The 10,788-nt window shown below is 64.4% G+C and carries 16 protein-coding genes; 7 read left to right on the forward strand and 9 right to left on the reverse strand.

Annotated features, from left to right (window positions below):
- From BST14_RS30190 to BST14_RS26315, 7 genes are all read left to right on the forward strand, one after another.
- Window positions 1-362 (forward strand): hypothetical protein (locus BST14_RS30190; protein ID WP_158085932.1); only part of this gene is annotated, 362 nt, incomplete at its 5' end.
- Window positions 359-532, forward strand: coding sequence for a hypothetical protein (locus BST14_RS30195; protein WP_158085933.1), 174 nt, complete (start codon window positions 359-361; stop codon window positions 530-532). The genes BST14_RS30190 and BST14_RS30195, both read left to right, overlap by 4 nt.
- Window positions 532-771, forward strand: a complete 240-nt coding sequence (locus BST14_RS26300; RefSeq protein ID WP_083067232.1) for a hypothetical protein — start codon at window positions 532-534, stop codon at window positions 769-771. The genes BST14_RS30195 and BST14_RS26300 overlap by 1 nt, the downstream gene beginning before the upstream one ends.
- Window positions 771-1,037 (forward strand): hypothetical protein, encoded by a 267-nt coding sequence (locus tag BST14_RS26305; RefSeq protein WP_245845761.1) that lies wholly within the window; start codon window positions 771-773, stop codon window positions 1,035-1,037. Before BST14_RS26300 ends, BST14_RS26305 begins: the two co-directional genes overlap by 1 nt.
- Window positions 1,038-1,199: 162 nt before the next feature.
- The gene (locus BST14_RS30200) at window positions 1,200-1,364 is read left to right on the forward strand and encodes a hypothetical protein (RefSeq protein WP_158085934.1); all 165 of its coding nucleotides are present in this window, start codon (window positions 1,200-1,202) and stop codon (window positions 1,362-1,364) included.
- 305 nt (window positions 1,365-1,669) lie between these two features.
- A complete protein-coding gene (locus tag BST14_RS30205) occupies window positions 1,670-2,191 on the forward strand; it encodes a hypothetical protein (protein ID WP_083067233.1) in 522 nt (173 codons plus the stop codon).
- Window positions 2,192-2,291: 100 nt separating this feature from the next.
- Entirely contained in the window at window positions 2,292-2,804 is a 513-nt protein-coding gene (locus BST14_RS26315; RefSeq protein WP_083067234.1) for a hypothetical protein, read from the forward strand.
- Window positions 2,805-2,827: 23 nt separating this feature from the next.
- On the opposite strand, the gene BST14_RS31785 is transcribed toward BST14_RS26315, so the two are convergent.
- From BST14_RS31785 to BST14_RS26365, 9 genes are all read right to left on the reverse strand, one after another.
- Window positions 2,828-3,205, reverse strand: a complete 378-nt coding sequence (locus BST14_RS31785) for a type II toxin-antitoxin system death-on-curing family toxin (RefSeq protein WP_083067235.1) — start codon at window positions 3,203-3,205, stop codon at window positions 2,828-2,830.
- Window positions 3,202-3,780 (reverse strand): Panacea domain-containing protein, encoded by a 579-nt coding sequence (locus BST14_RS26325; RefSeq protein ID WP_083067236.1) that lies wholly within the window; start codon window positions 3,778-3,780, stop codon window positions 3,202-3,204. The genes BST14_RS31785 and BST14_RS26325 overlap by 4 nt, the downstream gene beginning before the upstream one ends.
- 511 nt (window positions 3,781-4,291) lie before the next feature.
- Entirely contained in the window at window positions 4,292-4,645 is a 354-nt protein-coding gene (locus tag BST14_RS26335; protein WP_083067238.1) for a transposase, read from the reverse strand.
- Window positions 4,638-4,985, reverse strand: a complete 348-nt coding sequence (locus BST14_RS26340) for a hypothetical protein (protein WP_083067239.1) — start codon at window positions 4,983-4,985, stop codon at window positions 4,638-4,640. Before BST14_RS26340 ends, BST14_RS26335 begins: the two co-directional genes overlap by 8 nt.
- Window positions 4,986-5,677: 692 nt before the next feature.
- Complete coding sequence (locus BST14_RS26345) at window positions 5,678-6,517, reverse strand: hypothetical protein (protein ID WP_083067240.1); 840 nt, start codon at window positions 6,515-6,517, stop codon at window positions 5,678-5,680.
- Between the two features lie 95 nt (window positions 6,518-6,612).
- On the reverse strand, window positions 6,613-9,459 hold the full coding sequence (locus BST14_RS26350; RefSeq protein ID WP_083067241.1) for a transglycosylase family protein: 2,847 nt from the start codon (window positions 9,457-9,459) through the stop codon (window positions 6,613-6,615).
- Between the two features lie 118 nt (window positions 9,460-9,577).
- The gene (locus tag BST14_RS31480) at window positions 9,578-9,742 is read right to left on the reverse strand and encodes a helix-turn-helix domain-containing protein (protein ID WP_083067242.1); all 165 of its coding nucleotides are present in this window, start codon (window positions 9,740-9,742) and stop codon (window positions 9,578-9,580) included.
- 145 nt (window positions 9,743-9,887) lie between these two features.
- On the reverse strand, window positions 9,888-10,145 hold the full coding sequence (locus BST14_RS26360) for a hypothetical protein (RefSeq protein ID WP_142279623.1): 258 nt from the start codon (window positions 10,143-10,145) through the stop codon (window positions 9,888-9,890).
- Window positions 10,146-10,338: 193 nt separating this feature from the next.
- Entirely contained in the window at window positions 10,339-10,554 is a 216-nt protein-coding gene (locus BST14_RS26365) for a hypothetical protein (RefSeq protein ID WP_083067244.1), read from the reverse strand.
- Window positions 10,555-10,788: the final 234 nt, after the last annotated feature.

Below are 10,788 nucleotides of genomic sequence, written 5' to 3' on the forward strand. Positions count from 1 at the left end.
ACCTTCAATCACTCGGCTACGACACGCCGGTCACCAAATCGGTCCCCGACTCGTACACCACCTTGGCGGACGCAACCGGCGACCGTTTCATCGTCCACAACACTGCGGTGCTGCGCCTGCCGCATGCCACCGGGATCGTCCGCCGCCACGTCGACCCTGACGGCGACGTGACGTTCACGGGGCATGTCGATGCCGCCACGCCGGCCGACTGGATCGACGACACCACCCAGGCCGCCGACGCCGCCGACGCATGGGCGTTCGTTGTGGCCGAGCTGGACGCGGCGCGGGCCGACTATCAGCGGGCGATCTCCACGGCCCAGGATCGCCACCCGGCCGGCAGCGCGTTGGGCGGTGCCCGATGAGTAACCGCAGTTGGCTGGAACGCATCGCCGCGGCCATTGCTGTGACTCTCGCGGTGACCTATATCGGCGCCGCTTCCATCGACGTCGCCGCAGGCTTTGTCGCCGGCGCAATCACAGCGGTCATCTTCGGCGCCGTCTTGCTCGGCCAGTACCTCAGCAGGCCGAAGTGATGACCGACGACCTGACCGGGGCGGCCGAAACCACCGCTGGGGCCGCGGCGGACCCGACCGACGCGCTGCCCACGTTGATGCAGGGGGAGGCTCGATCGTTGGCGTGGGCGGATGACGACCTCGAGGACGATCCGGTAAGGGCGTCGTGGGGCACGGTGTTCAACTACGCGGCCGCGCTCCTGGTCTGCGGGCTCATCGCCGCCGCCATCACCGCCGCGGTCGTCTGGTTCGGGCAGTGATGGCCACGGTGAGCGCCCGCAGTGCCATCCTGGCGGGCATCGCCTGGGCGGCGTACACGGCCACGATAGCGCCGGCCGCTGCCGCCGACCCCGGCCCGCCACCGCCGACACCGCCCGGATACGTGCAATGCAACGGCCAGCTCATACCGGCCGACCCGCGGATCGACGTCCAAAAACCGCTGGGCGCCGTCATGTACCGTTGGTTCCTGCAACAGATGTGCGCCGCAGGGACACCACCGGGGCCTCCGGGGGAACCGCCACAATAACCGCGCCAAGGGACGACCCGCCGAAAACGGCGGGTCGTTTCCCTTTCCGAGCCTCCCGCAATGATTTTCGACGAGTTCGCCCGATAAGCACCTCGAATCCGGCCATGGCGTGCCAACATCTGCCGAAGCTACATCGCTCGCACCGGGAGAGACCTAACCAGCATGCCCCCAACCGCACTACTACTGCTCACCGCTTTCGCCGTATGCGTCCTACCGCTGATCGCCGCCGTGCAGCACGCGACCAAACTGCGAACCGACATGCGCGGGTGGCGGCAAATCGCCCTCCAACTCGCCGCCGAACTACACGACCTGCGCGACGGATGCTGATCAAATCACCGATCGGGGGCTCCACGCACTGGTGCACGCTGAAATGCCAAGGGCGTGACATACTGTTACACCCAACGCGCAGTATGCATGCATATGCTGGTATATACCTGCGTATGGTGTTTTCCCGGTACGATGGAAATGTCATTGGAAGGAGTGAGAATGGCCAGGATGACCGCAACTAGCGGTGGCGCCGGCGTGACCGTTGTCACTCAGCGCGAAATGAGGCAGATGACGGGCGCCGACACGCAGCCCAGCGCTGCACTGCGGCAAGCCATCGCGACGCGGAACGCTAAATCCCACGCGCGTTGACGAACCTTCGCTTCGAACCGATCGGGTCCGAGCATGACGTCAGCTACTTCGATTGCGGGATCGCCTCCCTTGATAACTGGCTCGACAGAGAAGCCCTCAACGCCCATCGCGGCGGGTTGTCCCGCACCCATGTGTCCGTCGAACCCGATGACGACTATCACACCGTAAAAGGCTATTTCACTCTAGCGCCGACGCTTGTCACCGAGCAGATTCCCGGCAGCAGCGGAAGCCGAACAGCTGGATACCCGTCGTACGTGCTGTGCAAGCTGGCTAGGGACCGATCGATGGCGCGCACCGGCCACGGCGCCGAGCTAATCGCCGAGGCCGTGGTCAAGACTTTAGAAGCGGCGGATGCCGCCGGTGGGCGGTTTCTGGTTGTCGACCCACACTTCCAGGATTTGGCCGAGGGCGATGCGGAGAAACTACGGGCCTTCTACCGCACCTATGGATTCGTGGACCTCGTGGAAACCAATCGCATGTACGCGACCATCAAGACCCTGCGAAACTCATTGCGTTAGCGCCGCCGACTGCCGCGGCCGGCGCCAAGTGCCGCGCACCACCACTCGATGTCGGCCACAACGCCGACGCGCGTCGGTGCGGGCATCTATCGTCCGATGCATGCATTGGCTGTCCATGACGGTACAGCTGGTCGGCACTGTCGTCACCGGCATCGGGCTCCTCTACGCCTACGGGCGCGCCACAAGGCTGCGCGCCCAGCTCCGAGGTTGGTGGGACCGCGTTCGCCGTAAACCCATCAACGCAACCGTCAACGCGACCCTGCCGGGCATGCAGATGAGCATGTACGGCGACGTACACATGCCGTTCGCACTGGATGAAAACGCCACGACAGAAGAGAAATTCGCACAGATACAGGGCTACGTTCGAGAGCTGCGCGCCATGTTCGGGCCAATCAACGCCGCCATCGCCCGCCTCGAGAAGGAAATCGAGCAGGCCAAGGAGCACGCCGACGCGGTGGCCGCGCGGGCACTCACCGACGCCAAAAACGAGTTGCAGCGCTTCGACACTCGACTCAACGAAGTACAAGCCGTCGACCTACGCATCGCCGCAGTTGGTGCGTTCATCACGGCCGCTGGGTGCGTTCTCAGCTACTTCAGCGGCCTCAGATATTGACATTCGATGCCAGGCAGAAGCGATTAGGCAGAGAGGCGCGCCACGAGCCAGTCGGTAATCCCGGCAGGTCCAACCACGTGGTTGGCAACGTCTACCACAAACTCTTCCACCTCAGGGTCTGGCAGTTTGCGCAGGTACGCCCCGAAAGCTTCCATGTAGATCACAGTGGAAATCCAAGCGGTCCTCTTATTTCCCTCGAAAAAAGCATGCGCATGAACCAGCCCGTCGAGAAGTGCGCCCGCACGCTGAAGAAGCGTGGGGTAAAACAGCGTGCCTCCCCATCCGTGGTTCGGTCGCGCAAGCGCACCCTCGAGGTCAGCTCTGCCCGTGACGGCATGTAGATGCTCAGTAATCCTGCGGTTAGTCTCGATGACTTCCTCGGGCGGCAAGCAGAAGCTCACCGATCAGCAAGCAGCGCGAGGGCGCCAGACCACCGACTCAGTTGATACGTGACAGCATCGCCGTACCCGGCTGCGCTGACGACACCAGCCTCAGCGGCCGGCGCGGCCGGTATGTCACGTGCGCCGGCTACCACCTTCTCGGTGTAACAACGACGCATCTCAGCCTTCGACAGTGTCATGGAACTTGGCGCCGTGGGCGGTAGATCTCCCCGCGCATGCAGCCAAGGAGAGTCAGCGTGCGTCAACTCGATGAGCTGCGCGCGGGGAATTCTGCCGTAGTAAGCAAGCACGGCATCGATGATGGCGCGGGCATGGGCATCCAACGTGTCTCGGCTGGCGCCAGGCAGCGTCGTACTAACGTGGTGATCGCGGTAGTACTTGTTGACCCGGTGAAGATTCCGTTCAACTGGGCCATCTGGCCATGCCTCGAAGTCCTCGTCAAATAGCGGGCGACCATCCCATGCCAAATGCCACGCTTGCGCGAAATACACTAGCTTTTCGAGTCGCCATGCATCGACCCATCCGAGGCGGTCATAGACGTATTGAGCAACGTCCACAGCAGTCGTTTCGGTCATGACGTCGCTCCTTTCATTCAGTTCCGTCTACGACGTGGGATTATTCCCATTTAAACGCCATGGTACGACAACCTATGCCCAGCGCAGCGCCGCTCGATCTCGGCGAGCCACTTTGACAGGGGCAAGCAGCGCTGGCCGTAGCGCAAACCGCTGACCTGCACGATCCGCGGCCGACCGGCCTCCAACGCGTCAATCCGCTCCTCGAAATCGGCCAGCCTGCGGCGCGCCGACCATAACCGCAGGTCAAACCACCTGCACCGCGTCACGACTCCGCCCACCGCGGGCGTCGCCGGCGCGGCTCACCCGGAACCGCATATGTGCGGCAACGGCCGTGGCCGACGTGACAACCAGCCAACACCTGACCGCTGCCCCGAACGGTCTCCGTGTGCCGGTGACGCTCGCCGCAGTGCGGGCAGCGAACAATGACGGAGTCGCGGCTCTCAGTGACCACCTCCGCGACACCACCAACCCACTCGACTGGAGCATTTACGCAGGTCAACGTATTCATTTCTCAAACCTTCCTCGCAGGGCGCACCCGATCGTCGGGGCGGACCTCAAACACATCAGCAACGCAACCCTCACCGCGGAACATGGGCCGCAGCTGCGCCGGCAACGTCAGCGAATTGCCGCCGAACATCCACGCCGGCGCAGTGACCGGCTTCCCCGCGGCCAGAAGCTCCATCTCGACGAATTCAGCCTCCGCTTGGGCGGCATGTTTCCGCTGGTAGAAACCTGTCTGATCGGACAGCAGCAACCTCGGATCGACCTCGGTGCGGCGCTGCGCCTCCCGCCTAACCAGCGCGGCGTAGGCGCCCTTGACGACAACAGCCCCGGCGCTGCCCGGTTCTTCTAGCAGCTCAGGCATGCCGGCCCCACCTGGCGTTCGCGGCCTCGCGGGCCTTCACCGTGCGCAGCGACTCGGGCTGCTTCGGGGCCGCGACCTCGACCTTTGCGAGTAGTTGCACCACCAGGCGATCCAATTGCCGGATCTCCGTGGACAGCTTCACCTGCACTTTCGCCTCCGTAGCGTCATCAAAAGCGCTGGTCAAAGCGGTGCGGCGGTCAATTGTGTCCGCGAGGATCTCAAGGGTGTGCTGCTCAGCCGCGGTCCATGTCAGCGTCACCCCTTGGCGCTCGGCGGTCTTGGCGAGCTTCGCGTCGAGCGCGTCGAGGAGCCCCTGCGCCTCCTGGCAATGGGTGGTCATTCTTTGCTTCCTTTGCTGGCGTTAGCCGGTTATTTGCTGCCCCTTGTTGTACACGGCCTGTTATTGAACACTGGAAAACAAAACGCGATGCGTGCATTCAGATGCGTTTGTGCGCCCGGCCGGTAGATCTTTTGGGCGGTCGGGGGCCTCTTCGCCTCCCCTTATATACCCGCAGGTCAAGCATGCTTTTGAGATTTGCTGAGGATTTGAGCCTTCCGGCTGCATCGGAGCCTGCGCCATGCGCATACTCACGGAGAATATACATAGCCTCGCAATCAATCGTTTGCTGGGACTCCCACAATGTTTGCTGGCAGTCGCGGAAAGTTTGCTACGCGGCCTCGCGCCATGTCTCTTCACGCCGCGGCCTTCGCAATGTCGAAGTTCCTATGGCACGGCACGCCAGGAGGCAAGCCATAGAGCAGCACCCCTCGAGCTTTCGGCGCGGGACCGTCGGCATGTCACAACGACTGTTCCGGCACTTGGACGCAACGGCCGTTGACGTCCTCTGTCTGCTCCACGCCATCACGCCACCTGCTCCTGTTGGCCGTAACGCCGTGCTGCCCTGGCTTTTCCCCGATGCGTCGGCCAAGGCACGATGTTCCACCAGCCTCGCGGGCGCGGGGATCGCGGCAGTGGCGGTATCGATAGCGGCGGCAACGCTGCCGCCGCCTCGACACCAAACTCGCGCACGGTCACGCAGCCGCCTCGGGATCATACCGATGGTCGTACTGTATTGCTGGAATACGTTGGGGCCGTAGCCCATCCGGCGAGGGCACCGCGCGCGCGATCATGTCGTTGAGGCGTCGCATGTCGGCGTCGCTGATCGTCTGCGCCTGTTGCGCGGCCATGAGGCGCTTTTGCGCTGCGGCGAAGCTGGGCACACGCTCGGCGAACAGGCCGTCAAGGTATGAGTGCTCGTAGCCCTTGGCCCGCAGCCACGGTTCTAGCTCCTCGACCAGGACCGACAGTTGTTCGTCGTCGCTAGCCTTAATCGTTTCCTGCACCAGGTTTATAACGGCGGCTGGGTCGGCTGAATCCAGCAATCTCGAAGTGCGGTTCCAGTAGCGCAGTGCCCGGGACTCGGCTGCTGCGTCGCCGGGTTGGGTCAACGCGGCGCGTTCGGCTGCGACAAGCTGTTGCGCCTCGTGAACATTCGCGTGTACCGCTTCGTGCTGCAGCTCTGCGTCGCGGTACGCCTGGGTTGATGTGAACGCCCTGACATGTTCTCGGATCTGTTCGTGGGTGTATCGCGGATCATGCACGGCCGGCTCGGTCGCGTCGAGGTAGTCGGCAAACGCGTCGAAGGCGTGTTGCTTCGACGCCCAAGCCCGCTGCGCTGCCGTTGCGCCGGCCCGGTGCGCAAGTGCTTGCGCGGCAGGTGCTTTGAGCGCGAACGCTGGCTGCTGCGGCAGGTCCTTTACGCCCATCGCCCCGGGATTGGTGTGTTCGGCGTGCGGCGCCGACCAGTGGGCGTTTCCGTGTGCAGTGCCGGCGCGGTCAGCTTCAAGGAGCTGCTGATAGGGGGTGGTCATTTGTCTCTCTTCCATGGTGGGGTTGTGTTGCGCGGCAGCGCTTCCCGCCGCCCGGGTTATGCGGTTGTAAGACTTGTCGTCCGAAGACTGCGGGGTTATGAACGCCCTGCGTAGCGCATCATCTGCAGGCGTTGCCGCGAATCGATCTCGCGCTGCAGCTCGTTGACGTCCTTCACGGTCACGTTTTCGATGCGGACGCTGTAATCCGGGCCGGTGCCCCCAATCGCCTTCGGGTCTGGTGTTGGCATGCCCTGGGCCGCGATGGTCTGCAGGTTGCCCCACTGCTCGTTGTTAAGGATCGGCTCGGGCTTATTGGTCATGTTGGCCGCGAGTCCGCCTGGCATCAGCCAGCCGCCGTCGTCGTACAAGCCGAGCAGTCCGCCGAGATCGGTGGGGTGGATAGGGGTCGTGTTCGGTGGGATCGCCTGTTGCTGCGGCGCTGGCGCTGGCGGTTGCGCCATCGGACCCGATTGCGGCGTCTGCGGACCGACAGGTTGGGTAGGCGCGGGACTGGGCACCACCGGCCCGTTAGGCTGCGGCCCCGACAAGCCAGGCGTACCGACAGGGGCGGGTTTGAAATCACCCGTGCCGGCGGTAGCGATCGGCGCGGAGGGGCCAATGACCTGCTGGCCGGGCATCTGCCCTGGCTGCACCGGATCAGTCGGCGACGGAGTGTTCTCACCCTGCTGCTTATCCTTGGCCTTTTCCCCGGTGGTTACCGCGGCGGCCTGACCGGGCAGCTGCGGCATGAACTGGGACGGGTCGGTCTGGAAGAACCGCGGCACACCGAAAGGCAGCAGAATCTCTGCTAGGGCGTCACCGCCGATGCCGGCGAGTTGGAAGCCGTATTGCACACCACGTTCAGCCATTTTCGTGCCGATGCCGATCAGGAACGACGCAGCCTGGCCACCGGCCTGGCCGCCGGCGCCGAACGAACCAGCTGTGGCGGCCGCCGAGGCAGCCGTCGCCGCAGCCGAACCCGCCTGCTCGATAAGGCCATTGATCGCCTGGGCTCCGAGCTGCAGGCTGCCCGACCAGAGGCTCGTTCCGGCGGTGCCGCCACCACCCGCACCCGCGGGAATGAAGCCTTGCGTGCGGCCATCCTTGCCGGCAGGCGCACCCGTGGCGGGCATACCGGCCGGGCTGTTCGGATCCTGCCCCCCCATAAGATCGGTCAATGCCGCCGGGCCGTTCATCCCCGGCGACTGCCCCGAAGCCAACGGAGTGTCACTCGGACCCGCCCCCACACCAGGCATGCCCTGCGCGGCGTTCTTCGCCTGGTCCTGCGTCAACACGATTTCCGGCTTACCGCTCGCGTTGTTCGTCAACGTCAAACCAGGAGGCAACACACCACCATCGTCGAACCCTGTGGGCGGCAGTATGCCCTGAAGCAACGCAGCCGCGTTCTCCCTGCCCGGAAGCCCCGCACCCCAATCGGACCCAGACGGGTTACCCTGCAAGATACGGGCGGCCACCTGCGCCTGCTGCTGCGGGGTCGCCGCAATCGCCGAAGGCGCGAAAGCAGTGCCGCCGTGGGCCGCCCACGTCCGCGGCGTGATCTGAAACAGACCCTCAGCCTCATTGCCGCCAGGATTGACGTCAATGATCCCCTGACGCTGATTGATACCGGACGACTCACGCTGAATCAGATGCGCCCACGCCGGATTAGGGGATGTCCATGTGCCTGATGCGGTTTGCACCAGCGGAACAGCGGGAGCGCCGCTGCTGTTTCCGCTCGGCGCGGCTTGGACTGCGCCGCCTTTCGGGGTGATCGGCGGCATCGCTTGTGGAGTCCCCCCAGAGCCGTACAGCTTCGAGTAGTCGACGGTTGGACCGCCCGGCATGGCCGGGGCGACCGTGTAAGGACCCTGCACCGGGGAACCAGGTCCAGGCGCAGGCGCAGGCTGATCCCCACCCGCACCGGGTCCGCCTGGCCCTGTGGTGAGAACATCGCCGAGCGACTCCCCGTTTACCAGGCGCTTCCCCTTGTTCCAAAGCCATTGCGCAGATCCGGGGATCCCTTCGGACGGAAAGACCTGCCTGTTGTTAAAGTGCTGCTTGTTAAGCTTGTCGCCCTCTTGCTCAGCGGCCAGAATCGCCGCGGTGAGGGCTGCGACCTCCGGGGCCGCCGCGGCCGCGGCCGCGCCTATCCCGCCGATCTTGCCCGCTATCCCGCTGGTATTGCCCGAAAATATTTTGAGGGCATCACCCCCGGCCGATATCCCGTCTGCCAGCGTTGAAAACTGCTTCTGCGCGGTTCCAGCCGCGTTGCCGATCGTGGAGAAGACGTTGGCCGCTTCCCCCTGCCCAATCCCGGTGAGCGCCTGAGAGATTCCGTTCAGGGTTCCGGCTAGGTCTTTTTCCTTGACGCCCACAATGGCCGTGCCGATACCGCTGATAGCGTCAGCGGCCTTATCGCCGTCAATCCCGAGTGAGCGCGTCCAGTCCCCAATCGGGCTATTCCCGATCGCGTCGCCGATGGCCCGGCCGGCCTTCGCGGCCGCTTTGTTGAACTCGGCCTCAAGTGTCGTGCCGGCGTCTTTGGCGCCTTGGCGGGCCGCCTCAAGGATCCCGCCGCCGATATCGCGGATGATCGAATCCTTGGCCGACTTCGTCGATTTCGCCAGTTCGTCATTGACCGACCTGCCGGCTTGCTTCGCGGATTTCGTGACGCCCTGCTCGAGAGCTTCTCCCGCTTTCTTGCCCGCGTCCGTCCCCGCTTTCGCGGCGCTCTCGACGATCGCATCGCCCACGCTTTTCCCAGCGCCCTTGGCGCCTTTCGTGATCCCGTCGTTGAGGGATTGGCCGGCTTGTTTGCCGACCCGGTCGGCGGTTTTGCCGACGCCTTCGACCTCCGCCTCGATGTCTTTGAGGCCGTTGCCCGCTTTCTTGACCGTAAGGGAGATGTACCCCGCGGCCAGCTCAACACCTTTGCTGCTCACTGGACACTCCTACGTGAATCCGGCTGGCCGGCGCCGCGTTTCGGGCATTCCCTGCCGTGCACCCGGCAGCCCGCGCATGCGGCGAAGCGGCGCGGTTGGGGGGCGGAAACCGGTGCGGTCATGCGACGCTCCGTGCGGCGGCATCGAGGTCCGCCGACTCGATCCGCACTAGGCGAGGCCCAAAACGCTTGGCCGGCAAAGAGCCATTGCTGACCATGCGCTGAATAGTTCTAGTGGAGACGCGGGCGCGGGTAGCGGCCTCGCGAGTAGTGAGCCACGACATGTTCCGTTGCTTTCAGGTGGGGTCGCTGTTGCAGCGGGGAACATGCCGTATCGGCGCTACCGGCGCCGAAAATAAAGCGGCGCCCGATCACCTTCAATTATATGCCACAACCCGACATTTGGCGAAACAGGCGACAGCAGACGGGCTAGACGTTGTGCCGCACCACGTCGATCACACCTGGCGCGCTGATCACGATCGCGCCCCGCTCCCCGTTCCCCAAATCAGCATCCCCGTCGATAACCCGCGGCCGATTCGATTCATGCCCCGGGTCCGGGTGCCACACCCACGCGAAATCAGCGTCAGCCGCCGGCTTCTCCAAACTCCACACCGGCAGCCCAGTGGAATAATGGGTCACGTCGCCGGCGCCGAACAGGCGAACATCCTCGCCGATGGCACGTTCCAACTTCCCAAGGTGACGTGACAGCTCGTGTTGCCCGTCTGGGTCGTGCTGCGATACCCACGCCGCCAAGAACTTCACACGCGCGTGTGCATGCACCAACCCGTCTAGCGCGCTGTGCGTCGGCTGGTAACCACTCATTTCAATCCACTTCCCTTTTCGGTGTTTCGGATGGTTGCCGCCCGGCTGGGCGCGGGGGTCACAACGCACCCGCCGTGAATTTGGCGGCACCGGTCCGCTTCAGATACTTCCGACGCGACCGGATCCGATTGCACTCGCGGCACATGCGCCGCACGTAGCCGCGGCCATCAACGTGCAAATACGTGTTCGACTCGCTGAACACGTGCCCGTGATCGCACACCTGCTTGCCCGCGTTGACGGCCGCGATCCCAGTCGGAGGGCGCCGCTCGGTCACGACGCCACCTCGAGACCGGCGACCGTCAACTGGGCCGGTTCCCGCCGCCGCGCCCTCAACTCGGCCACCATCACCGCGCGGGCAGTCTGATACGCAGCAGGATCCACGAGCCTGCCGGCCACCACACCGGACGGGCGTTGATCGGAAGGCAGACCATCTAGGAGCTTGCTGAATTAGTTCCGCGTGGCGGGCGTGGTCGTCGGGGGGCTTTGGGGATGATTGTTGGGTGCAGGG

The sequence above is a fragment of the Mycobacterium arosiense ATCC BAA-1401 = DSM 45069 genome, assembly GCF_002086125.1.
GTDB classification, from domain to species: domain Bacteria; phylum Actinomycetota; class Actinomycetes; order Mycobacteriales; family Mycobacteriaceae; genus Mycobacterium; species Mycobacterium arosiense.

Excerpts from the sequence above, each read along its gene's own strand:
- BST14_RS26315 (WP_083067234.1), top strand. The coding sequence starts at position 2,292 with ATGCATTGGCTGTCCATGACGGTACAGCTGGTCGGCACTGTCGTCACC.
- BST14_RS26340 (WP_083067239.1), bottom strand. The coding sequence starts at position 4,985 with ATGACCACCCATTGCCAGGAGGCGCAGGGGCTCCTCGACGCGCTCGAC.
- BST14_RS26345 (WP_083067240.1), bottom strand. The coding sequence starts at position 6,517 with ATGACCACCCCCTATCAGCAGCTCCTTGAAGCTGACCGCGCCGGCACT.
- BST14_RS31480 (WP_083067242.1), bottom strand. The coding sequence starts at position 9,742 with ATGTCGTGGCTCACTACTCGCGAGGCCGCTACCCGCGCCCGCGTCTCC.
- BST14_RS26335 (WP_083067238.1), bottom strand. The coding sequence starts at position 4,645 with ATGCCTGAGCTGCTAGAAGAACCGGGCAGCGCCGGGGCTGTTGTCGTC.
- BST14_RS26325 (WP_083067236.1), bottom strand. The coding sequence starts at position 3,780 with ATGACCGAAACGACTGCTGTGGACGTTGCTCAATACGTCTATGACCGC.
- BST14_RS30200 (WP_158085934.1), top strand. The coding sequence starts at position 1,200 with ATGCCCCCAACCGCACTACTACTGCTCACCGCTTTCGCCGTATGCGTC.
- BST14_RS26305 (WP_245845761.1), top strand. The coding sequence starts at position 771 with ATGGCCACGGTGAGCGCCCGCAGTGCCATCCTGGCGGGCATCGCCTGG.
- BST14_RS30195 (WP_158085933.1), top strand. The coding sequence starts at position 359 with ATGAGTAACCGCAGTTGGCTGGAACGCATCGCCGCGGCCATTGCTGTG.
- BST14_RS26300 (WP_083067232.1), top strand. The coding sequence starts at position 532 with ATGACCGACGACCTGACCGGGGCGGCCGAAACCACCGCTGGGGCCGCG.